Source organism: Mesorhizobium sp. RCAM 06353, from assembly GCF_059683585.1.
Map to the genome: position 1 here is coordinate 3,639,840 of NZ_CM185031.1, position 21,685 is coordinate 3,661,524.

Sequence of the window (21,685 nt, forward strand, 5' to 3'; positions counted from 1 at the left end):
GAAAGCGGTTTAGGAAGCGCTAATGGGATATGTCCTTCTTTACCGGTCCCAAGCGTTGCGGGCGCGTCAAATCCGGCAAATCCAGAACCTTTCTTTCGCCGGCAGGCAGGCCAAACGGGCAAGGCGGTTCAGTTCGCTGGCGCTGCCTGCTGGTCGGCGTCGGTGAGCGTGCCGAGAAAGGCGACGATGTCATCGATCTCTGTATCGTTCAGCGCCGGCCTGTCGCCGGGCTTTTTGCCGCTGAAGGGCGGATCCTGATTCAAGTTCGGCCAGTAAGCCTTTGGCAGATCGTCGTATTTCCTGACCGTGCCGTCGGCATTTTTGGGGTACCAATGGCCGGGATCGGTGTCGCGGCTGGCGTAGAAGGCGACCGCGTCGCGCAGCGTGTGGAAGGCGCCATTGTGGAAAAAGCTCTTGCGCAGCGCGACGTTGCGCAGGGTCGGCGTCTTGAACAGGCCGCAATATTCGGTCCGTCCCTTGTAATCGGTACGCAGCGGGCCGCACAGGCCGAGATCGACATACGCCGGATCGGCATTGGCAGGGATGGCGGCATTGCGCGGCACGGCGATGGCGATCAGGCCGAAATCGGTGAATTGCGGCGGCTCGCCGTCATTGGCCGGTTCGCTGAGATGACAGCTGGCGCAATTGCCCTTGGTCTCGTCCTCGAACAGCGCGCGGCCGCGCATTTCCTGTGCCGTGAGCTCAGCCTTGCCGGCAAGGAAGGCATCGTAGCGGCTGGAATAGGGATAGAAGTCGGCGGCACTCTGCTCGAAGGTGCCGAGCGCCTCGGCGGCGGCGTCGAAGGCGTCGCCGGGGTGGTCGAACACGTCGGCGCCGAAGGCGGCCTTGAACGCGTCGGCATAGGCTGATTTGCGCAAGGCGGCGGCGACGGCGGCCTCATCCTTGTTGGCCATCTCGAAGGGCGAGAGCAGGGGTATTTTCGCCTGGTCCTTGCCATGGTCGGCGCGGCCGTCCCAGGTCAGGCCGCCGGTCGGGCCATTGTCGACGCTCTCGTCGCCCTCGTCTTCGGAATCGTAGAAATGTTCGGTGAAGGCAGGCGCCGCCTGGAGATAGCGCAACGACGGCACGGCGCGCACGCCCGGCTGGTCGAGGTTCGGGCCGCCCATTTCGACCGCCGAGGCCGAGACCGGGCCGAAGGCGTGGTGCGGATCATGGCAGGACGAGCAGGCCTGCTTGCCCGAGGCCGACAGCGCCGGGTCGAAGAACATTTTTTTGCCAAGCGCTGTCAGCGCCTCGGCGCGTGCGTAGGCCTGCGCGCGCGACATTGGGCCGGGGTGGACGCCATCCGGTGCTGCCGTGCTTGCGGGCGCGGCGAAGCCTACCACCGATGCCGCGGCGATCACCGCCGCCCGGCTTTTCCATCGTCCCGTTGCCATGCCTGAAGTCCGGTTTCGATCCCGCAACTAAGTATCCTGTGCAACGGATTCATGACCCAGCCCGGCGTTCACGAAACCGTGTTCGACGGGTCGGCAAATGTCACAAAGGTGACAAGGCATGGAAGTAGCTCCATTCCTGCATTTCCGTTGCCCATGCGTGTCGTCCTCTAGCCAGCCACGAGGCATCTTCCCCATGACCCAATCGACCATGACCAGATCTTTCCTCTCGCTTTGCCTCGCCTCCACTGCGCTGGCATCGTTCGCCGGCGTGGCCAACGCCGCTCCTCCCGGCTACGACAAGATCGACACCGTCGTCGTCATCTATGCCGAGAACCGCAGCTTCGATAATCTCTATGGCGGCTTCCCCGGCGCCAATGGGCTGGCCAATCTCTCGGCCGATCAGGTCCGTCAGCTTGACCGCGACGGCAAGCCGCTTGCCGAACTGCCGCCGGCCTGGGGCGGGCTGACCGGCAAGGGGGTGACGCCTGTTGTGACCGAGGCGCAGTCGGCGCATCTCGCCAATGCCAGCTTCGCCATCGACGATGCCAGCGGTTTCAACGAGAAGACCTCCGTCATCACACGCGACCTCTGGCATCGCTTCTACCAGGAGCAGATGCAGATCGACGGCGGGAAGAATGACAAATTCGCCGCCTGGGCCGATTCCGGCGGTCTGGTGATGGGCCATTATGATGGCTCCGGCCTGCCGATGTGGGCGGTGGCAAAGAAATACGTGCTGGCCGACAATTTCTTCCAGGGCGCCTTCGGCGGCTCCTTCCTCAACCACATCATGCTCGCCTGCGCCTGCGCGCCGGTCTATCCCAACGCCGACACCAGCCCGGTGAAGGGGCAGATCGCCGTCGTCGAGGCTGATGGCAAGACGCTGAAGGTGGCCGACAATTCGCCCGCCTCCGCACTTGGTGGCGCGCCGAAATTCGTCAATGACGGCGCCATCACGCCCGACTTCTATGCCGTCAACACCATGCAGCCGCCCTATCAGCCGAGCGCCAACAAGCCGGTTGAAGGCGGCGACAAGGCGCTTGCCGACCCGGCGCAGCCGACGACGCTGCCGCCGCAGCACGACATCACCATCGGCGACCTGCTGTCGCTCAAAGGCATCGACTGGGCCTGGTATGCCGGCGCCTGGCAGGCGACGCTCGACGGCAAGAACGCCACGCCGGTGCCGAACTTCCAGTTCCATCACCAGCCGTTCAACTATTTCGCTGCCTATGCGCCCGGCACCGCGGCGCGGACCGAGCATCTCAGGGATGGCGGCCTGGACGGCACCGAGTTCATCAAGGCGATCGACGACGGCAAGCTGCCGGCCGTCAGCTTCTACAAGCCGCAAGGCAACCTCAACGAACATGGCGGCTATACTGACGTGGCAAGCGGCGACCAGCATCTGGCCGACCTCGTCGCGCATCTGGAGAAGAGCCCGCAATGGAGCCACATGCTGGTCGTCGTCACCTATGACGAGAATGGCGGCTTCTGGGACCATGTCGCGCCGCCCAAGGCCGACCGCTGGGGCCCGGGCAACCGCATCCCGGCCTTCATCATCTCGCCCTATGCGAAGATGGGCACGGTCGACCACACGCAATACGACACGACGTCGATCCTGCGCTTCATCACCGCGCGCTACGATTTGCCGGTGCTGACCGGCATCGTCGCCCGCGACAAGGCGCTGCGCAACAACGACCAGCCGCCGATGGGCGACCTGAGTGCGGCGCTCGATCTCAGCCGCTAGGCTTGAGCCGTTAACCGCCTGATCGCCGGATCAGCGCGCGGCCGATCGGCTTCGGCGTCTCGCTGCGCAGCACCAGCGCCGTGGTGACCGCACCATGGCGCGCCACGGCGTCGACGATGGTTTCAAGGTGGGCGGGCGAGGGCACGACCACTTTCAGGATGAAGCAATCCTCGCCGGTCAGCCGGTGCACCTCGGTGATCTCAGGCATTTCGGTGAACTGCTTCAGGCAGGGGCGGATGTGCTCATGCGTGGTGCGCACGCGGATGATGGCCATCATGCCGAGGCCGAGGGCCGCCGGATCGATCACCGCGGTGTAGCCGGCGATGATGCCGCGCTCTTCCAGCCGCTTGACCCGCTCGGACGTCGCCGGCTGCGACAGGCCGACCCGCCGGCCAAGCTCCGACATGCCGATGCGGCCGTTCTCCTGCATGGCCTCGATGATGGCGATGTCGGTCGGATCGAGCGGCGCGCGCTCATCGTTGGTCTTCATGGGCACCTTGAATCCATCGGCAACAACGTGATTTTTCCGATGGTTTCCCATTCCTGTTGCCGGCGCAAGACACCACCATGCACCTCCAATCGATAGGAGCAAGGCGACATGACGCATTTCATCATCCTGCCGGGAAGCGGCGGTTCGGGTCCGGGCCATTGGCAATCGCGCTGGGAAAGCGCCAATCCGGCGATGCGGCGCTTCCAGCCGTCAAGCTGGGACCTGCCCGATTTCACCGACTGGCTGGCGGCCCTGGAGGGTGCGGTGATCGCGGCACCGGAGCCGCCGGTACTTATCGCGCACAGCCTGTCCTGCCTGCTGATCGCGCACTGGCAGAAGATCTCGCGACGGGCGGTGAAGGCGGCCTTGCTGGTAGGCGTGCCCGATCCGGCGTCAACGGTCTTTCCTGGATACGGCATGGCCTTTGCCAAAATTCCGCAGGGCCGGCTGCGCTTTGCCTCGCTGGTGGTGACCAGCACCGACGACCCCTATGGCTCGCAGGAGTATGCGCAGGCGCGGGCGAGGCAATGGGGCAGCCGTTTGGTCGTCATCGGTCCGTTCGGCCACATCAATGCCGACAGCGGCCTGGGCGACTGGCCGGAAGGTTTGGCGCTTCTCGAGGGGCTGGTGTCCGAGGCTTGATGGCGCTCAGCCGCCATTCACCAAGGCAAGGATGAGTTTTTGCAGATTGCCGCCCTGGCCAAGTTCGACGCGGTCGAAATCGCGGCTGGCCTGGCGCTGCGCCTGCGAGAGTGCGGACAGGCGCTTGGTCATCTCTACCCGGATCTTGCTGCATTTGGGGTCATCTGGGACCGTGAGGCCGACGGTCGCCGCCTCGATCTTGCGCACCATGTCGACAATGGTCGCGCCATGCACCCTTTCATGGGCGCTGACGCCGGCGAGGAAAACCTCCCAGTTCTTCTCGACGGCGGTCGGCAAGGGCGACGAGGGGCTGGGCAAGGTGTAGGTGATGATCAGCTTGGGCCTGGCCGACACCAGCACGCAGGCTCCGGCCCGCGCCTGATAGTCCCTGGTCCAGGTCAGCTTGAAATTGGTGTGGGCGATGGCGCGGCCAACGCCGACATTCGGCCCGTTCTCGCCGATCGACCGGTAGAGCTCCGGTCCGGACTGACCTGAAATGGCATAGGTCTCTACCTTCTCCACCGGCTTCCATTCGGCATGGGCGGTGAGCGGCAAGGCTATCAGGGCGGCCAGCAGAAGACACAGACGAACTCTCAGCACCACTCTCTCCAGACCGGGACAGAACAACCTTGCCGAACAGGCAATGCCAGCGGAAGGCTTTACCTATATGCTGTCGGCCGGTGCTGCAAATGTCTTGCAGGCAGTCAATTGGGGGGAAGTCATGAGAAAATATCTCGTCGTTGTCGGTGCCTTGGCCGCATTGCAGGCCGCGCAGCCGGCCTTTGCCGCGTCGTGCAGCGGCTGGAGCGCGAAGATGGAGGAGGACGAGGGAGGCAAGGTGCTGACCGCCTCGGTCTGTGGCGGACCGAAGGGCGATGCCTATCTGATGCTGACCTGTTTCGGCACGCCGGTGCTGAGCTACGATCTGGGCGCCAGCGGCCAGCAGACGGAGCCCGGCGTCAGCGGCTCGTTCGACTTCAAGGCCGACGGCAAGACGGTGACCAAGACGCTGCAACTCGAGGAAATGTACGGTTATTTCGTGGTCGATCTGGCCAAGGCCGATCCACTGCTCGACCTGTTGCGTTCGAAGGGCGACGTGTCGGTCAGTGCGGCGAAATACGGTGCGGTCAGCTTTCCGCTGAAGGGATCGAGCGGGGCCATCGGCAAGGTGCTGGCGCAGTGCGGCAAGGCGAAGCCTGCTGCGGATGGAGATTGAGGGGGCGACAACCGCGGCTTCGTCATCCTAGGGCGGAGCAAGGAGCGAAGCGACGCGGCGCAGACCCTAGGATGACCAAGGGAGGGGATGCCGCCCCATCACCTCACCCAGTCGCACCGTAGCCGCTCTCAACTCCTCATCCGAAAACCCGGAAAACCCGAGCACCAGCCCGTGCTCCGGCGCCCCGGCGATGAACATCGCGGACAGGGCACGCGCGCCAACGCCCACCGCCTTTGCCGCCTCGACAATGGCTGTGTCCGACCCGCCGCCCTTCAGCATCGCCATCAAATGCAGGCCCTGTTCTGGCACCGTCACGTCGAGCATATCGCCGCAATGCGCCTCTAGCCCCGCCACCAGCACATCGCGCGCGGCTTGCACGCGGCGGCGTACGCGCCTGAGATGGGCGGCGAAGTGGCCTTCGTTGAGGAGATCGGTCAGCGCGCCCTCGGCCAGTGTAGAGGGGTAGCGGTCGGAGCGCGCTCGGACCGCCATGACGGCATCGAGCAGCGGCTCCGGCACCACGACATAGCCGATGCGCAGGCCGGGGAAGAGCACTTTCGAGAACGTGCCGAGATAGGCGACGCGGTTCGCGCCATCCATGCCTTGCAGCGAGGTCAGCGGCGGGCCTGCATAGCGGAACTCGCTGTCGTAATCGTCCTCGATGATCCAGGCATCGTTGCGCCGAGCCCAGTCGAGCAAGGCAAGGCGGCGGCGCATCGTCATCGTCACGCCGAGCGGATATTGATGCGAGGGCGTGACATAGGCAGCGCGGGCGTTCGGGCAAAGGCTTTCGCCGATCTCGGGATCGAGCCCTTCGGCGTCGACCGGCACGCCAACCATCTTGGCGCCACTGCCGGCCAGCGCGGCGTGCGCCATGGGATAGCAGGGGTTTTCGATCCAGACAGCATCACCGGGGCGAAGCGCCGTTCGCACCAGGAGGTCGAGCCCTTGCTGTGTCCCCGAGGTCAGGACGATCTGGCCGGCGTCGCAGCGCACGCCGCGCGCGGTTCGCAAATACGTGGCGATCGCCGTGCGCAGGCCGAGGCCGCCGCGCGGATCGCCATACCGGAAATGCTCAGGCGCGGGGCGGGCGAGGTGGCGCGACAACAGGATGCGGAACAAATCAAGCGTGCGTGGGTCGGACACCGCCACGCCAAGGCCGCAAGGCAGCGAGGTGGCGGCATCGATCTCGGGCGGGCGCGGCTTGATCAGCGTCACCGGCAAATGCGGCACGTCTGGCGCGACGAAGGTGCCGGCGCCGACCTTGGCTGTTGCAAAGCCCTCCGAGATCAGCATTTCGAAGCAGGCGACCGCGGCCGAACGCGACAGGCCGAAACGCCCTGCAAGATCGCGGGTGGTCGGCAGTTTGGCGCCTGCGGGCAGCGCGCCGGTCTCGATCAGCCGGCGGAGCGCCACGTATAGTTCACGGCTGCGCGGGCCATCGCCCGGCAGGACGGGGATCAGCGCCGACCAATCCGGCTGATTGGTCTGAATTTTATCCATTCGATTGGTCCTTTTATCGACCAATATCACAGCGCATGGTTGGCAGACCAGAGACAAGGATGCAAGCCGTGAACGACGTTGCCGCCAGCTTTCCGACCACCAGCCGCAATCGGGTCAAGCGCCTGCATGAGCGCGGCAGCTACGACCACGAGGCCGTCTTCGCGGTGCTCGATGCCGGGCTGCTGTGCCACGTCGCATACACGTTCGAGGGCCAGCCCTATTGCACACCGACCATCCACTGGCGCGAGGGCGACATGCTCTACTGGCACGGCTCGTCGGCCAGCCGCATGCTGCGCCAGCTGCGCGGCGGCACGCCGGCCTGTCTGACGGTGTCGCATCTCGACGGGCTGGTGCTGGCGCGCACCGGCTTCAACCATTCCGCCAACTACCGCTCGGCGATGTGTTTTGGGACGGCGCGGATCGTCGATGAGCCGGAAGCGAAGATGAAGGCGCTGGCCGGCGTCGTCGACCGCTTCTACCCCGGCCGCAGCGAAACCTTGCGACCGATCTCGGCGCAGGAGGCCAAGGCGACGACGGTGATCGGCATGCGCATCGAAGAGGCCTCGGCCAAGGTGCGCGCCAAGGGCGTCGGCGACGATGAGGAGGATTACGGCCATCCGGTGTGGGCGGGCGTCATCCCGGTGCGGATGGTGATCGGCGCGGCCGAGCCATGCCCGAGGATCCTGCCTGGGATAGAGCGGCCGGGGAACCTAGCTGGATATGCCGAGGGCGAGAGGCTGGACGCGGCGTTGACGCAGGCGCAGCGGGTTTACGAGGGTGGGGTGTAGTTGGCTGCATGTGCTCCTGACCGCGCTATGTTGCGCGCGAAGCAAAGGGCCTGAAGGCTCTGGTAAATGGCAACCCGTTGAATGTGTGGGTACAGCAGGAACAGGATGGTTCCATATCCTCCACCCGCAAGTCGGGATCGACGCGCGCAATGCGGTTGTCGCCGTCGACATAGAGGCCGCTATAGTAGGAACTTTCGCCGACCCTGATGAACGGCTTCCTTTCGGCCTCGCTGCGCGCCACCATCCAGAAGATTGGCTCGGCGCGGTCCAGGCGTGCCACCGCCTCGCTGTGAACCGCGGCCCAGTCGTCGCCGAGATGCGACAGCAGGAATTTGAACAACGGCGTGTAATCCAGACCACGTTGGTGTCCGCCATGCATCGAACCCCGGTTGGTCCGATCTTCGCGACCTGTGTTTCGCGACCATCTGTACTCGCCGCCACGGTCATGATGAACCAGGCGGGTTCGGGTGTTCACTTTGCGGTAGAGCGGTTCCTTGGCATGCGTGCCGGCCCTCTTGTGAGATGGTGGGACGGGCATGATCGCAGCCGATCGCGTTCGGCTCAAGTGGCACGTTGCCCCGGCTGGCGCCTCGCGCTATCTCGCTACCATGATCACCTTCCGCAAGGCGCAAGCCGCCGACCTGCCTGTCATCGTTGCCATGCTGGCCGACGATCCGCTCGGTGCCGCCCGCGAGGATGCCTCGCTGCCGCTGGCGCAAGGCTATGTCGAGGCCTTCAAGGCCATCGATGCCGATCCCAACCAGTTGCTGGCGGTTGCCGTGGATGGCGGCGAGGTGATCGGTACGTTGCAGATCACCTTCCTTGCCGGACTGTCGCGCAAGGGCGCCTGGCGCGGGCAGATCGAGGCGGTTCGTATCGCCGGCCATCGGCGCTCGGGTGGCATCGGCCGGCTGATGTTCGAGTGGGCGATCGATCAATGCCGGGCGCGTGGATGCAGTCACGTGCAACTGACCACCGACAAGGGGCGGGCGGACGCGCACCGCTTCTATGAAGGCCTCGGCTTCACCGGCAGCCATATTGGTTACAAGAAAGCGCTGTAGCGTTCCACCCCTGCGACGACTGGCGTATAGCGGAAGGCTTTCAGGCACTATTCAAATCGCCCGAGAAAGCGGATATAGGTCAGCCAGGTTGACCTATATAAAAATCGTCTGGGGAGGCGTGACTTGACCCTTATGAACCTCTTGGCTTCGCGTTCGTCGCGCATGAAAGCCTCCGAAATCCGCGAGCTGCTGAAGCTGCTCGACCAGCCTGATATCATCTCGTTTGCCGGCGGCATTCCCGATCCGGCGCTGTTTCCGGCCGACGCCATTCGCGATGCCTATGCCGAAGTGCTGGGCGGTGCGGAGGCGGGGGCGGCGCTGCAATACCAGGTTTCGGAAGGCTATTTGCCGCTGCGGCGCTGGATCGCCGGGCAGATGGGCAAGCTCGGCGTTGCCTGCGGCGAGGCCAACATCTTCATCACCTCCGGCTCGCAGCAGGCGCTGGATTATCTGGGAAAACTGTTCCTGTCGCCCAATGACACCGCGCTGGTGACATGGCCGACCTATCTCGGCGCGCTGCAGGCGTTCAACGCTTACGAGCCGCGCTATGACCGGCTGCGCCCCGAAGGCGGCAACATGACGCCGGATGCCTATCGCGCGGCGGCTGCCGCCAATGGCGGCAAGGTCAAGTTCGCCTATCTGGTGCCCGACTTCGCCAACCCGACCGGCAACACACTGGACAAAAAACAGCGCGAAGCGGTGCTCGACCTTGCCGGCGAACTCGACATCGCCGTCATCGAGGATGCCGCCTATCGGGCGCTGCGCTATGACGGCGAGGGCGTGCCGCCGATCCTGGCGCTCGACTGCGGGCGCTCCGGCGGTATCGACAAGGCGCGCACGCTCTATTGCGGCTCGTTCTCGAAAATCCTGTCGCCCGGCATGCGCGTCGGCTGGGTCTGCGCGCCGCGCCATGTGGTGGAAAAACTGGTGCTGATGAAGCAGGCGTCCGATTTGCACAGCCCGTCGATCAACCAGCTGGTCATGCACCGCGTCGCCGAGGCCGTGTTCGACGGCCAGGTCGAAAAACTCATCGGCGCTTATCGCGAGCGCCGCGATGGCCTGCTTGGCGCGCTCGAAGCCAACATGCCGGAGGGCGTGAGCTGGAGCCGCCCGGGAGGCGGCATGTTCGTCTGGGCGACGTTGCCGGAAGGGGCTGACGCCACCGAACTCTTGGCACGCTCGGTGAAGGAGGCGCGCGTCGCCTTCGTGCCCGGCAATGCCTTTTATGCCGACGGCACCGGACGCAACACGCTGCGGCTGTCCTTCACGCTGGCCGACCGGCGTGCGGTGAGCGAGGGCATCCCACGGCTGGCGGCGCTGCTGAAGGGGTGAGCCGGCGCCGGGGACCCCTATGCCGCCACGTTCAGGAGCTGCCTGAGATTGGAAAGCCTGACGCGCGCCAACTCGCGTAGCGATTTCTGGGACCCTTCCTCGCCGGTTTCGACAACGAAGACCAAGGTCTTGAAGTCGAGCATGAACTCGTCGATGGCTGCGGCGACCTCTTGCGATTTGCCCTTGAACCGGCGCAGCAAGGCGTTCGCTTCGCCGATGTCATCGCCGCCGGCGCTATCGAGCAGCGCTTCAAGCCTCTGAAAACTGTCCAATTCAAGTCCTCCCGACCGCGGCACAAAACTCGGTCGGCAGTGGAAGGTTCCAGTGGGACGTGGTCCCGCGAAAAGAAATCGCCGCCACCGTTCGAATTCCGGGCATTTGAACGAGCCGCCGCCATTCTTTTGTTTCGGGTGGAACCTCTGTGGTCAATAAAAGTTGTCATTGCGTCTGATCCCCCGTCAGACATATGAAAGCTGGAAATCAGCTTTCCAAAAGCCCGCCGGAACCCCCCTCCCGGCGGGCTTTCGTTTGCAAGGTCCGGCGGCCGGCCTTGCAGGGGATGGTGCGTTGCGTTGCCGGATTGGTGGCCCGATGCTAACCGTGCAAATGGCGGCGGGAATCGGCAACGAGGCAACCCGCGCCAAAATTGCTCAATAGAACTCCCGAACTGAGATCCATTACCTTACCGTCGAGGACTATTTTTTATGCAAAATCCAACCAGGGCGATCTGTGCCGCCGCGCTTCTACTTGCGGTCGGAACCACGGGTCTGTCTATCATATCATCTGTTGCTTATATTTCATCTGCGCGGGCTCAGGAGGAATATCTTCCGACCGAGAAGGACTTTGTCGGCAAATGGAAACTCAGCGGCGGAGCCATCCGGCCACCGCGCGACATGACGGATGCGCCGACGGCGGAGCAGGAAGCGGCGGCCACCGAGTTCCAGCAGTCGCTGACGGCGTTTTACGGCGCGTTCGACTATCTCGAGATCACTGCGGACGGCCGCTACAATTTCCATCAGCCGGGCGATCCAACATCGGGGCCTTGCGTCTGGTGCGGAACCTGGTCCTTCAAAAAGAGCTCGCTATGGCTCGAGCTCGATACGGCGCCCAGGCTCGACATCTACGCCAAGGACGGCGATATGCAGATGACCTACACGGTCGAACCCGACGAAAAATCGAAATACGCCTGGCAGGTTTTCGGCTGGACGAAGACTGAGTAGACGGCGGCGCGGCGCGCTAGGAGCGTTGCACGGGGGGATGGGTTGATGACCTGTCTCGTCGTTCGGCTCGGTGGAGCATAGTTCGGGGTTGGCCGAAGCCTCCCAAGGTCGTCATCCACGGGCGGAGCAGCCGCGTAGCGGCGTCGCGAAGACCCGAGGATCCATGCCGCGACCTTGCTGACGGGTGCAACGGAGCAGAATTCTGGACCGAGGCAACGCTCCGGAGTCCCGGCATGGATCCTATGGTCTGCGCTGCGTCGCTGCGCTCCTTGCTCCGCCATAGGATGACGAAACGGTTGATGTCTGCGCCCATCGCGGAGGTATGCTGGAAGCGAATTTTTAAGACAGGCCTTAAGCGGCTTTGCATCAATCTCGTATTCTCGTATACGAGATTGATGCATGCAACCCGAGAAATCCATGAACCCATTGCCTGAAACCGTGCCGTTTTTCAGCCAGTGGGAGACGCCCGACATGACGCTGGACGTGCTGGCCGATGGCGCGGAGGCAGCACTCAGGCGCGATCCGCTGTGGCGGGGGTCCGGCGCGGCGAGCCTGGACGAATACGCGGTCTGGGCCGCCAACATCTGCGGCATGGCGTGCCTGAAAATGATCCTGGCGACGCGCGGCGAGGTCGTGCCGACGATCGAGCTGGCGAGGCGGTGCACTGGATATGGCGGTTATGTCGTCAGTGAAGGGTCGATCAAAGGCCTGATTTACGCGCCCTTCGTCACCTTCGTGCAGGCGGAATTCGGCCTGCAGGCGCAGGTGATGACCAATGTCGCGACTGCGGACATTCCGGCGATCATGCAGCGGTCGCGCTTCTTCATTGCTTCGGTCAGCAGCGCGATCCGCTGGCCCGAGCGCGAGCCGCCGTCGAAAGGCGGTCATTTGGTGCTGGTGACTGCGGCCTCGGATGACGGTGTCCGCTTTCACAACCCATCCGGCCATACCAGGGCCACACAAGAAAACGCAGTGTTGGCGCCAGCTGATTTCGACCGCTTCTTTGCCAATCGCGGCATTGCCGTCAGCATTTGATTTCGAGGGATTTTCGATGAAGGACAAGATCAGGGTTGCCATCCTCTATGGCGGGCGCTCGGCCGAGCATGACGTGTCGCGGCTGTCGGCGGCCAATGTGCTGAAGGCGATCGACCGGACGCGCTACGCGGTGGTGCCGATCGGCATTTCCAGGGATGGCAGATGGCTGCTGCAACCGTCGTTCGAGCCCGGCGGCGACGGGGCAGGGGCTGCGGTGTCGGAAGATGGCGTGGAGGTCGCCCTGTTGCCGGGCGGCAAGGGCCGGCTGGTGGCTGTCACCAGGGGTGGCGAACAGCTTGACCCGGTCGATGTCGTCTTTCCCGTGCTGCATGGGCCGTTCGGCGAGGACGGCTCGGTGCAAGGCTATGCCGAGGTTGCCGATGTCGCTTATGTCGGCTGCGGCATCCTGGCTTCGGCCGCCGCCATGGACAAGGATGCCGCCAAGCGGTTGCTGCGCGAGGCCGGGCTTGCAGTTGCCCGCTCCGTCACCTTGCGGCGCGGCGAGCTCGTTGCGTTCGAGGATATCGCGGCACGGCTCGGCCTGCCGGTCTTCGTCAAGCCGGCGCGCCAGGGCTCGTCCTTTGGGGTAAGCAAGGTGGCCGACAGCGCCGGCTTCGCCGCAGCCGTCGCGGCGGCGTTCCGGCACGACAGCAAGCTGCTGGTGGAAGAATTCGTCGCCGGTCGCGAGATCGAGTGTTCGGTGCTGGAGCGGGCCGACGGCTCGTTGACGGTGTCGCCGCCCGGCGAGATCATCCCGGCCGACAAGCATGGCTTCTACACCTACGAAGCGAAGTATTTCGACGCCGACGGCGCGGTGGTGAAGGTGCCCGCCGACGTCCCGGCTGATGTCGTTGCCAGGACGGCGGAGATGGCGCGCCAAGCTTTCCGGGCGCTCGGCTGCGAGGCGATGGCGCGCGTCGACTTCTTCCTGCGCGCCGACGGTTCGCTGCTGGTCAACGAGGTCAACACGCTGCCCGGCTTCACCGACATTTCGATGTACGCCAAGGCGCTGGCGGCGATCGGCATTGGTTACAGCCAGGTCATCGACGCGCTGATCGAGCATGCGCTGGCGAGATATGGGGCGCGGTGATCCGCTCCGTGCCGCGTCATGCCAGGGTTTCCGCAGCCCTGGAACGCGGATCCGCATGAGCGGATTAAGTCATTTCTCTCCATTACCCCGGGTCGTGGAACATACCGCCGCGTCCGAAATTGAAGGGTAACCGGCTAGTCGTCGGCCAAGGTTGCACGCCGGCTCAATATATCAGACCATGGCCGCCGGCAGGGGGAGAGATCAAAGAGTGGCCAATCGTCGAAATGGGACGGCGTCTGCGGCGCATGGGCTGGACGACATTCTTGCGGCCGCAGCACCCCACCCGCGAACCTCGTTGCCCAATGTAGCGACCACCGTCACGACGGTGGCGGCGCTCTATTTCGGGCGCGAGGTGTTCCTGCCGATCGCCATCGCGCTGCTTTTGACCTTCGCGCTGGCGCCGCTGGTCTCGGCGCTCAAACGGGTCGGCATTCCCCGCATCGCCGCCGTCATCGCCAGTGTGCTGGGCGCCTTCGCGGCCCTTGCCCTGTTCAGCTTCATCGTCGCCACGCAGGTCAGCGAACTGGCGCAGAATATCCCGGTCTACCAGACCAACATCCTGGCCAAGATCCGCTCGCTCAAGGAAACCGGCGTCGGCGGCGGGATCATCGCCAGATTGAGCAAAGTGGTCGAGCGTGTCGGCCAGGAGATCGACAAGCAGGACGCCACGCTGCCGGCCGCCACGCCGGACAAGCCGCGCGAGCCGGTTCCGGTCGAGATCGTTGCGCGTGAAAGGCCGCTCCAAGTCCTGCAGAACATCGTCGGGCCGCTGCTCAGCCCGCTCGGGTCGGCGGGGCTGATCATCGTCGTCGTCATCTTCATGCTGCTCGAGCGCGAGGATCTGCGCGACCGCTTCATCCGGCTTGTCGGCTATGGCGACCTTCACCGCACCACCGAGGCCCTTCGTGATGCGGGAAAAAGGGTCGGCCGCTATCTCTTGATGCAGATGGTGGTCAACATCGTCTACGCCATACCGATTGCGATCGGGCTGTGGATCCTCGGCATTCCCAACGCCTTGCTGTGGGGGCTGCTGGCGCTGGCGCTGCGTTTCGTTCCCTATATCGGCCCGGTCATCGGTGCGCTGCTGCCGTTGTTCCTGGCGCTGGCCGTGGCGCCCGGCTGGGAGCTCGTCGCGTGGACGGCCGCCTTGTTCGTGGTGATGGAGCTGGTCACCGGCAATGTCGTCGAACCCTGGCTTTACGGGTCGCGAACCGGACTGTCGCCGCTGGCGATCATCGTCGCGGCGATCTTCTGGACATGGCTGTGGGGGCCGCTCGGGCTGGTGCTGTCGACGCCGCTCACCGTCTGCCTGGTGGTGCTGGGCAGGCACGTGCCGCAGTTCGAATTCCTCGACGTGCTGTTCGGCAACGAGCCGGTGCTGGAACCGCATGCGCGCCTCTATCAGCGGCTGTTGGCCGGCGACCCGGAAGAAGCCACCGATCACGCCGAGGAGATGCTCGAGGAAAAATATCTGGTCGACTTCTACGACAAGGTTGCCATTCCCGCCTTGCTGCTGGGCGAACGCGACCGGGTGCGCGGCGTCATGGGCGACCTGCAGCGGCGGCAAGTGGCGGCCAGCGCGCTGACGCTGGTGGCCAATCTCGACGACGATGCGAAAGAGGAAGCGGCTGAGGAAGATGCCCCGCACATCGCAGGGGAAACCGGGGAGGCGGGCGAGCCCGGCGATGCCGCCGGCGAGGATGCGGCCGACCTGCCCGACGGCACTGGCCTATCGGTGCTTTGCGCCGGCGGGCGAGGGGAACTCGACGATGCCGCCGCCGCCATGCTGGCGCAGGTGCTGGAAGTCCAGGGCGCGACCGCGTCGAAGGCGGGCTTTGCCGACATGGAGCCGTCAAGCATCCGCGGCCTCGATCTCGAAACCATCGACACCGTGGTGGTCGGCTTCCTCAACCGCGATTCCGTCAAGCACGCCCGCTTCCTGGTGCGCCGGCTGAAGCGGGCGAAGGCGGCACTGCGGGTAGGCATCGTGTTCTGGTCGGAAACCGGCAACAACGACAAGGAAGCGGCCGCCAAGCTCGCCCAGGACATCAACGCGGATTTCGTCGCGCACGGCATGGTCGACGCCGTGACAGGCGCGCTGTCGAACGAGCCGGCGGTGGCGCTGAAGCTGGTTGCCAAGCGCCGCGCAAGACGGCAAAGGGCGGCACCGAGGAAGGTTGCGGCGGCGGCGGGCTAGGGGCGAAAGCCGAGCGCTCAGAACGACCGCGTTTGGCCCGAAGCCGACTTGCAGATTGGTCCGCGCCGCATCTCAGTCATTAAAGTTGGCTGTGCCCCTGCCTAGAAGCGGACATTGCCGGCGCCCGCGCTGGCCGTCGCGGGTGCGCCAATTCCAGTTATTCGTAGCCATTCTCCAGACCTGACATTTGGCAACCCAGCGGGTCAGAATTTGAACCGTTACTCTGCAGCCATCGCTAGTCTCGGTTCCGGTTCCTCCGTCGAAACCCCCTGGACCTCATCCGCAGTCGGCTTGATCCGGAACCACGCGGTGTAGAGCGCGGGAAGGAAGAGCAGGATCAACACCGTGCCAGCCGCCGTTCCGCCGATCAGCGTATAGGCCATTGATCCCCAAAAGACGGAGTGCGTGAGGGGGATGAAGGCCAGCACGGCGGCAAGTGCGGTCAAAATGACGGGCCGTGTGCGTTGCACCGTGGCCTCGATGACAGCGTGATAGTCGTCAATGCCGGCAGCGCGGTTCTCCTTGATCTGTTCGGTCAGGATCAGCGTATTGCGCATCAGGATGCCGGCCAGTCCAATCATGCCCAGAATGGCGTTGAGGCGCTCGAACTCTCCGCCACCGCGACTTATCCCCCTGTCTCCATAAGCCGGAACACTTCTAACCTTGAAACCAGCGATGCGCTTCTTGAGCCAGTCTGTCAGGGGCCTCGAGCGCCACAAAATGGCCTACGCCTTCAAGCAAGACTTCTTGGTGCTCCGCCATAAAATAATTCTCTTGGCCGCGTCGAGACTCAAGATTGATGCATCCGTCCTCAACGCCATGCACATACAACAGCGGCGTATGAATCTTGTTGGCCGCCCGCAGTTGCTTGAGGGCTGGCAACGGCGGCCAGAATATCGCGCGGTAATACGTTACCGGCTTTGGCATACTTTGAGAGAGGCATTCTTTAATAGTGTTCCATTGCGACGCAGAGAGCGCATAGCCAGGAGACCAAGTCCTCCACAGCTTTTCTATGAGGGAGAAGTTATTCCTTTCCACGAAGTAATCAGCGAGTGGGCCCAGCTGGAAGAATAAGATATACCAGCTCTTTTTAAGCTGACTTGGCTTTGTCACGATGTTCTTAAAGAAAACTGTCGGATGCGGCACAGAGGCGGTCACCGCTCGCAAGAATAGCTGCGGATACTGCGACAGCGCCAAGTAGGCAAGGGCCGCGCCCCAATCGTGCGCGACGATAAAGACCTTTTTGTTTGGAGAGATTGCTTCAATCAGACTCTTAATATCTTTGACGAGCTGTTCGGTTGTGATGGGGCCATCCAACGTGGAAGGCGCGTAACCTCGTAACCAAGGTGCGATCACTCGATAACCCAAAGAGGAGAGCTTGGTCGCGAAGTCGCTGAAGCTATGCGGCGTATCTGGGAAGCCGTGCAGACAAAAGACGATGGGGGCACCCTCTTCACCCCAACTCAAATAAGCGAAGCGCCCCTCTGAACAAGTAACAAATTGAGCCATTGAGAGTTTGGTCCTTTTAATTAGGCCGAAAGGATGCACTGATGGCAGATGCCGCAAGGCGTGCGAGGCAGCGCTCAAAATCGTCAGCACTCCCGTTATGTCCCGCCGTCAGCTACGCGCATCGACAAAGCAAATCCGTCAGTCGCCCGTGCAGAGAAACGAGGCTCGATAACTGTGCCTACTCGGCAGCCATTGCTAGTCGCGGTTCCGGTTCCTCCGTCGAAACCTCCTGGATCTCATCCGCGGTAGGCTTGATCCGGAACCATGCGGTGTAGAGCGCGGGAAGGAAGAGCAGGATCAACACCGTGCCAGCCGCCGTTCCGCCGATCAGCGTATAGGCCATTGAACCCCAGAAGACGGAGTGCGTGAGGGGGATGAAGGCGAGCACGGCGGCAAGTGCGGTCAGGATGACGGGCCGTGTGCGTTGCACCGTGGCCTCGATGACGGCGTGATAGTCGTCAATGCCGGCACCGCGGTTCTCCTTGATCTGTTCGGTCAAGATCAGCGTGTTGCGCATCAGGATGCCGGCCAGTCCTATCATGCCCAGAATGGCGTTGAATCCGAAGGGCTGGTGGAAGGTGAGCAGCATCGGTACGACGCCGACAAGGCCAAGCGGCGCCGTCAGCATGACCATGAACATCGTCGAGAAGGATCGCACCTGCAGCATGATGACGATCAACATGGCGGCTATCATAGCCGGGAAGACCTTGCCTAGCGCGGTGTTGGCCTTTTCAGCCTCCTCGATCGATCCGCCCATTTCGATACGATAGCCGACCGGAAGGGACGCGATCAGCGGCTGAAGGGCCTTCATGATCTGCTTGGAGACCTCCGGAGGCTGGCTCGCCTCATTGATGTCCGCGCGGATCGTGACAACGGGCGTGCGGTCACGGCGCTTCAGGATTGGCTCCTCCTGACGGATTTCCGAATGCCCGATCTGGTCGAGCGGAATCGAGCGGCCGTCTCGGCTCACGAGTGAGAAATCCGCCAGACGCGCCGGATCCAACCGCTCGCCGCCAGCGCTGCGTGCCACGATGGGGACATTGCGGATGTCCTCGCGGACCTGCGTAACGGGGATGCCGGTGAGGAGGAATTGTAGTTGCTGGGCGACCTCCGCCGGCGACAGGCCGATGAGGTTCAGTCGATCCTGATCCGGCACAAAGCGAAGCACGGGCGTGCGATTGCCCCAGTCGCGGTTGGCCTGTCGTACGTCCGGGACGCCCCGCATGATGTCGAGGGCCTTTTCGGAAATGCTGTAGAGTTGCGTGGAATCGGGTCCCTTGACCCGGAACTCGACCGGGAACGGCGTGTAGGGGCCGAACACGAGCTGTGTAACGCGGACATACGCCTCGGGTGCAAGCCCCTGCGCTACCGCCTCCCGGAGCCTGTGTTTCAACGCCTCACGCGCCTCGGCGTCGGGGGTCAGCACGACGATCTTGGCGAAGGCAGGATCGGGCAGTTCCGGAGCCATCGCAAAGAAGAAGCGCGGAGCGCCCTGACCGACATAGCTCGTGACGATCTTGGCCTCGGGCTGTCTGTCCAGCCAATTTTCGAGCTTCTCCACCGCAGCGGTCGTTGTCTCGATGCTACCACCTTCCGGCAGGCGAACCTCCACCAACACTTCGGGGCGGTCGGACGTCGGGAAGAACTGCTGTTTGACGCCGGCCATACCGACGACGGAAAGCGCGAAGGCGATGCCAACGATACCGCAGGTTACGAACTTATGGCGCACGGCAAACGTGATGGCCCGCCGCAAACGTCGATAGTTGCGCGTGTCGTAAATAGCGTGGTGACCGCCTTCGACCGGTTTGATCGCGGGCAGCATCTTGACGCCGAGATAGGGCGTAAAGACCACCGCCACGATCCAGGAGACGATGAGGGCGAACCCCACGACCCAGAAGATGTTGCCGGCGTATTCGCCAGCCGTCGAGCGCGCAAAACCCACTGGCAGGAAGCCGGCGATCGTCACCAGCGTTCCCGATAGCATCGGTGCCGCTGTGTGGCTCCATGCATAGGCCGCCGCCTTGACGCGGTCCATGCCCTCTTCCATCTTCACCACCATCACCTCGATGGCGATGATGGCGTCGTCCACGAGAAGACCAAGCGCCAGGATGAGGGCGCCGAGCGTGATGCGGTCGAAGAACCGGCCTGTTTCCAGCATGATGAGGAACACGACGGCGAGCGTCAAAGGGACGGCAGCCGCCACGACGATGCCGACGCGCCAGCCCATGCTGATCAGGCTGATCAGCAGCACGACGCCGAGCGCCATGGCGAACTTCAACATGAATTCGTCGACCGCCGAGGTGATGTTGACGGCCTGGTCGCTTACCTTGTCGAGCGTCACGCCGAGCGGCAGCGTCTGTGTGATCGCGGCAGTCCTGTCCTCGAGGGCCTTGCCCAGCGCGCGACCATCCCAGCCCTCCTGCATAACCGCCGCGAGCATGATGGTGGGCTCGCCCTGGCGTCGGATGAGGTATGTCGGAGGGTCCTCATAGCCGCGGCTGACTTCGGCGATGTCGGAGAGCTTCAGCGTCCGCCCCCCAGCGACAATCGGCGTGTCGGCGATCGCCTGAACGCCGTCGACCCGAATGAAGAGGCGCGGCCCCATTGTGTCGATGGAGCCTGCGGGCGTGACCGTGTTCTGCCGCTGCAAGGCAGCGACGATATCCTGTGCCGACACGCCGAGGGTTGCCAGCTTGGCATAGGAAAACGCCACGAATATCTGTTCGGGACGTTCACCAAGGATGTTGATCTTCTTGACGCCGGGCACGTGCAGCAGGTCCTGGCGGATCACCTCCGCCTCCCTCGCCAGTTCCCGCATCGGCATGCCTTTGGCCTTCAGCGCATAAAGGGCGAAGCTGACATCCGAATATTCGTCGTTCACGAACGGACCGAAGACTCCGGGCGGCAGGTTGCGGGCTTCATCCCCGAGCTTCTTGCGGGCCTGGTAGAACTCCTCCTGCACGGCGGATGACGGTGTGCTGTCCTTCAGCGTGACCGTCATATACGCATAACCTGGCCGTGTGGTCGTCTCCACCCGGTCGTACCAGGTCAGTTCCTGAAGCCGCTCTCCAACGGCTCAGCGACGAGGTCCTGCATCTCTCGCGCCGTCGCGCCCGGCCACGCCGTCGTGACCGTCATGGTCTTGATGGTGAAGCTGGGGTCCTCCGCTCGGCCGAGCATGAAGAAGGCGTAGGCGCCGGCAGCCACCAGCAGAAGGATAAAGAACAGGGTGACGGCGCGTTCGCGAACGGCGATCGCGGAAAGATTGAAGTTCATCAGTTGCTCCCGCTTTCGGATTCAGTCCTAACGAGAGCGCCTTCCTGAAGGAGGTGGGCGCCGAGCGACACAATGGGAACGTTGGAGTTCAATCCGGAGATCACGGCGGTTTCGCTGGTAACACGAACAAGCTGGACGGGCTGAAAGTGTACGGTTGAGGTGGCGCTATCCAACACCCAAACGCCGGTCTTGCGGCCGTCATCAAGCACGGCTCCCAGTGGCACCTGAACCTCCGGCTGTTTCACCTGGCTTGCGAGCCGAATGGTTACCGTCGCGCCAAGCGGTGCCGTGGCAGCCTCGCCGTCTAGCACATAGCGCGCCTCATACGTGCGGGTCTGGGCATCGGCGGAGTCCGACAGCTGCCGCAGATGTGCTGAATAGCGGCGCTCATCGCCACCATACACGCTGGCCTCGGCTACCGAGCCTATCGCCGGCCGGATCGTTTCGGGAAGCGCGACGACCGCTTCGCGCGGGCCGGCCTTGGCGGTCCGGATCACTGGCTGGCCGGCAGCGATGACCTGCCCCGGCTCGCCTAGCGTTTCTACCACCGTTCCATCCGCGTCCGCCAACAGGACTGCATAGGCCGCTTCGTTCTCAGCGACCCGTGCGTCGGCTTCGGCGGCGGCAAGTTGCGCTTGGGCTGTATCCATCGCAGCCTTCGCCTGCTCGTAGCGCTGCGGTGTAACCCATCCACTGCCAAGCAAACTGGCGTATCGCCGTTCATCCGGCTGTGTCTGAGCGACTGTCGCACGCGCTACCGTAACGGCATTGCGTTTCGCCGAAAGCGCAAGGCGCAGATCGGTATCGTCAATCCGCATCAGCGGCTGACCGGCTTTGACCTCCTGACCGACGTCCACCAATCGTTCCACGATCTTGCCCGGAACGCGAAAGCCGAGATTGTTCTGCACCCTCGCCGCGATGATGCCGGTGAAGCCGCGCTCTGATCCGGTCACCGGCGCTGCCGACACAAGTCTGACGAAAGGCGCTTCCTGCCTTGGGTCGGTCACCAGAGGGGCTTCCTGCGCAGGAGTAGCAAACGTGGCGAATGCCGCCGCCCATGACATCGCCGTCAGGGTCGATCCCAATACGATAACGGTTCTCTTTTTCACGCTCGTCGCCTCATATCCAAAATAGATTGCGTTCGTGCTCTATATCGATTATAGATTACGAACGCAATCAAAAAAGGAG

At 63.5% G+C, this 21,685-nt stretch carries 18 protein-coding genes and 2 pseudogenes; 10 read left to right on the forward strand and 10 right to left on the reverse strand.

Translation table 11 applies throughout. From position 1 onward, the window contains the following. Positions 1-128: 128 nt before the first annotated feature. Positions 129-1,397 carry a cytochrome-c peroxidase gene (locus AC56QX_RS17545; RefSeq protein ID WP_497109639.1) on the reverse strand — a complete coding sequence of 423 codons (1,269 nt, stop codon included), beginning with the start codon at positions 1,395-1,397 and terminating at the stop codon, positions 129-131. A 208-nt stretch (positions 1,398-1,605) separates the two neighbouring features. On the opposite strand from AC56QX_RS17545, the gene AC56QX_RS17550 reads away from it, so the two are divergent. Continuing rightward, positions 1,606-3,138 carry an acid phosphatase gene (locus tag AC56QX_RS17550; protein ID WP_497117793.1) on the forward strand — a complete coding sequence of 511 codons (1,533 nt, stop codon included), beginning with the start codon at positions 1,606-1,608 and terminating at the stop codon, positions 3,136-3,138. 10 nt (positions 3,139-3,148) lie between these two features. Here the strand turns inward: AC56QX_RS17550 and AC56QX_RS17555 are convergent, their stop codons facing one another. Further along, positions 3,149-3,628 (reverse strand): Lrp/AsnC family transcriptional regulator, encoded by a 480-nt coding sequence (locus AC56QX_RS17555; RefSeq protein ID WP_497109640.1) that lies wholly within the window; start codon positions 3,626-3,628, stop codon positions 3,149-3,151. Positions 3,629-3,736: 108 nt separating this feature from the next. Here AC56QX_RS17555 and AC56QX_RS17560 point away from each other — a divergent pair, with 108 nt between their 5' ends. After that, a complete protein-coding gene (locus tag AC56QX_RS17560) occupies positions 3,737-4,270 on the forward strand; it encodes an RBBP9/YdeN family alpha/beta hydrolase (protein WP_497109641.1) in 534 nt (177 codons plus the stop codon). 6 nt (positions 4,271-4,276) lie between these two features. Here AC56QX_RS17560 and AC56QX_RS17565 read toward each other — a convergent pair whose 3' ends face one another. Beyond that, the gene (locus AC56QX_RS17565; protein ID WP_497109642.1) at positions 4,277-4,870 is read right to left on the reverse strand and encodes a DUF922 domain-containing Zn-dependent protease; all 594 of its coding nucleotides are present in this window, start codon (positions 4,868-4,870) and stop codon (positions 4,277-4,279) included. Between the two features lie 121 nt (positions 4,871-4,991). Between AC56QX_RS17565 and AC56QX_RS17570 the strand changes: the two genes are divergently transcribed. Next, positions 4,992-5,486 carry a hypothetical protein gene (locus AC56QX_RS17570; RefSeq protein WP_497109643.1) on the forward strand — a complete coding sequence of 165 codons (495 nt, stop codon included), beginning with the start codon at positions 4,992-4,994 and terminating at the stop codon, positions 5,484-5,486. Between the two features lie 66 nt (positions 5,487-5,552). On the opposite strand, the gene pdxR is transcribed toward AC56QX_RS17570, so the two are convergent. Then, positions 5,553-6,989, reverse strand: a complete 1,437-nt coding sequence (gene pdxR, locus AC56QX_RS17575; RefSeq protein WP_497109644.1) for a MocR-like pyridoxine biosynthesis transcription factor PdxR — start codon at positions 6,987-6,989, stop codon at positions 5,553-5,555. Between the two features lie 35 nt (positions 6,990-7,024). On the opposite strand from pdxR, the gene AC56QX_RS17580 reads away from it, so the two are divergent. Then, positions 7,025-7,777, forward strand: coding sequence for a pyridoxamine 5'-phosphate oxidase family protein (locus AC56QX_RS17580; protein WP_497109645.1), 753 nt, complete (start codon positions 7,025-7,027; stop codon positions 7,775-7,777). Between the two features lie 25 nt (positions 7,778-7,802). Here AC56QX_RS17580 and AC56QX_RS17585 read toward each other — a convergent pair whose 3' ends face one another. After that, positions 7,803-8,117 (reverse strand): hypothetical protein, encoded by a 315-nt coding sequence (locus AC56QX_RS17585; RefSeq protein ID WP_497109646.1) that lies wholly within the window; start codon positions 8,115-8,117, stop codon positions 7,803-7,805. A 268-nt stretch (positions 8,118-8,385) separates the two neighbouring features. On the opposite strand from AC56QX_RS17585, the gene AC56QX_RS17590 reads away from it, so the two are divergent. Together AC56QX_RS17590 and AC56QX_RS17595 are read left to right on the forward strand one after the other, a co-directional pair. Continuing rightward, a complete protein-coding gene (locus AC56QX_RS17590) occupies positions 8,386-8,838 on the forward strand; it encodes a GNAT family N-acetyltransferase (RefSeq protein ID WP_497117794.1) in 453 nt (150 codons plus the stop codon). A 132-nt stretch (positions 8,839-8,970) separates the two neighbouring features. Then, entirely contained in the window at positions 8,971-10,170 is a 1,200-nt protein-coding gene (locus AC56QX_RS17595) for an aminotransferase-like domain-containing protein (RefSeq protein WP_497117795.1), read from the forward strand. A 17-nt stretch (positions 10,171-10,187) separates the two neighbouring features. Here AC56QX_RS17595 and AC56QX_RS17600 read toward each other — a convergent pair whose 3' ends face one another. Beyond that, positions 10,188-10,442 carry a hypothetical protein gene (locus AC56QX_RS17600; protein ID WP_497109648.1) on the reverse strand — a complete coding sequence of 85 codons (255 nt, stop codon included), beginning with the start codon at positions 10,440-10,442 and terminating at the stop codon, positions 10,188-10,190. A 432-nt stretch (positions 10,443-10,874) separates the two neighbouring features. Between AC56QX_RS17600 and AC56QX_RS17605 the strand changes: the two genes are divergently transcribed. The 4 genes from AC56QX_RS17605 to AC56QX_RS17620 all read left to right on the forward strand — a co-directional run bounded on the left by AC56QX_RS17605 (position 10,875) and on the right by AC56QX_RS17620 (position 15,712). Next, a complete protein-coding gene (locus AC56QX_RS17605; RefSeq protein WP_497109650.1) occupies positions 10,875-11,390 on the forward strand; it encodes a hypothetical protein in 516 nt (171 codons plus the stop codon). 417 nt (positions 11,391-11,807) lie between these two features. Then, positions 11,808-12,425 carry a C39 family peptidase gene (locus AC56QX_RS17610; RefSeq protein ID WP_497109651.1) on the forward strand — a complete coding sequence of 206 codons (618 nt, stop codon included), beginning with the start codon at positions 11,808-11,810 and terminating at the stop codon, positions 12,423-12,425. Between the two features lie 16 nt (positions 12,426-12,441). Next, complete coding sequence (locus AC56QX_RS17615) at positions 12,442-13,515, forward strand: D-alanine--D-alanine ligase family protein (protein WP_497109652.1); 1,074 nt, start codon at positions 12,442-12,444, stop codon at positions 13,513-13,515. 178 nt (positions 13,516-13,693) lie between these two features. Continuing rightward, a complete protein-coding gene (locus AC56QX_RS17620) occupies positions 13,694-15,712 on the forward strand; it encodes an AI-2E family transporter (protein WP_497109654.1) in 2,019 nt (672 codons plus the stop codon). Positions 15,713-15,930: 218 nt separating this feature from the next. On the opposite strand, the pseudogene AC56QX_RS17625 reads toward AC56QX_RS17620, so the two are convergent. The 4 genes and pseudogenes from AC56QX_RS17625 to AC56QX_RS17640 form a co-directional block, all read right to left on the reverse strand. Continuing rightward, positions 15,931-16,308 (reverse strand): annotated as a pseudogene (locus AC56QX_RS17625) (efflux RND transporter permease subunit); the annotation flags it as partial. A 61-nt stretch (positions 16,309-16,369) separates the two neighbouring features. Next, positions 16,370-17,311 carry an alpha/beta fold hydrolase gene (locus AC56QX_RS17630; protein WP_497109655.1) on the reverse strand — a complete coding sequence of 314 codons (942 nt, stop codon included), beginning with the start codon at positions 17,309-17,311 and terminating at the stop codon, positions 16,370-16,372. A gap of 88 nt (positions 17,312-17,399) precedes the next feature. Next, positions 17,400-20,497 (reverse strand): annotated as a pseudogene (locus AC56QX_RS17635) (efflux RND transporter permease subunit). Beyond that, the gene (locus AC56QX_RS17640) at positions 20,497-21,561 is read right to left on the reverse strand and encodes an efflux RND transporter periplasmic adaptor subunit (RefSeq protein WP_497117796.1); all 1,065 of its coding nucleotides are present in this window, start codon (positions 21,559-21,561) and stop codon (positions 20,497-20,499) included. Before AC56QX_RS17640 ends, AC56QX_RS17635 begins: the two are co-directional and overlap by 1 nt. Positions 21,562-21,685: the final 124 nt, after the last annotated feature.

What these genes read in the sequence shown, in the direction of transcription:
- AC56QX_RS17595 (WP_497117795.1), top strand. Translation starts at nt 8,971, where the DNA reads ATGAACCTCTTGGCTTCGCGTTCGTCGCGCATGAAAGCCTCCGAAATC.
- AC56QX_RS17555 (WP_497109640.1), bottom strand. Translation starts at nt 3,628, where the DNA reads ATGAAGACCAACGATGAGCGCGCGCCGCTCGATCCGACCGACATCGCC.
- AC56QX_RS17615 (WP_497109652.1), top strand. Translation starts at nt 12,442, where the DNA reads ATGAAGGACAAGATCAGGGTTGCCATCCTCTATGGCGGGCGCTCGGCC.
- AC56QX_RS17620 (WP_497109654.1), top strand. Translation starts at nt 13,694, where the DNA reads ATGGCCGCCGGCAGGGGGAGAGATCAAAGAGTGGCCAATCGTCGAAAT.
- pdxR (WP_497109644.1), bottom strand. Translation starts at nt 6,989, where the DNA reads ATGGATAAAATTCAGACCAATCAGCCGGATTGGTCGGCGCTGATCCCC.
- AC56QX_RS17610 (WP_497109651.1), top strand. Translation starts at nt 11,808, where the DNA reads ATGAACCCATTGCCTGAAACCGTGCCGTTTTTCAGCCAGTGGGAGACG.
- AC56QX_RS17545 (WP_497109639.1), bottom strand. Translation starts at nt 1,397, where the DNA reads ATGGCAACGGGACGATGGAAAAGCCGGGCGGCGGTGATCGCCGCGGCA.
- AC56QX_RS17570 (WP_497109643.1), top strand. Translation starts at nt 4,992, where the DNA reads ATGAGAAAATATCTCGTCGTTGTCGGTGCCTTGGCCGCATTGCAGGCC.
- AC56QX_RS17580 (WP_497109645.1), top strand. Translation starts at nt 7,025, where the DNA reads ATGGTTGGCAGACCAGAGACAAGGATGCAAGCCGTGAACGACGTTGCC.
- AC56QX_RS17560 (WP_497109641.1), top strand. Translation starts at nt 3,737, where the DNA reads ATGACGCATTTCATCATCCTGCCGGGAAGCGGCGGTTCGGGTCCGGGC.
- AC56QX_RS17550 (WP_497117793.1), top strand. Translation starts at nt 1,606, where the DNA reads ATGACCAGATCTTTCCTCTCGCTTTGCCTCGCCTCCACTGCGCTGGCA.
- AC56QX_RS17640 (WP_497117796.1), bottom strand. Translation starts at nt 21,561, where the DNA reads ATGTCATGGGCGGCGGCATTCGCCACGTTTGCTACTCCTGCGCAGGAA.
- AC56QX_RS17605 (WP_497109650.1), top strand. Translation starts at nt 10,875, where the DNA reads ATGCAAAATCCAACCAGGGCGATCTGTGCCGCCGCGCTTCTACTTGCG.
- AC56QX_RS17590 (WP_497117794.1), top strand. Translation starts at nt 8,386, where the DNA reads ATGATCACCTTCCGCAAGGCGCAAGCCGCCGACCTGCCTGTCATCGTT.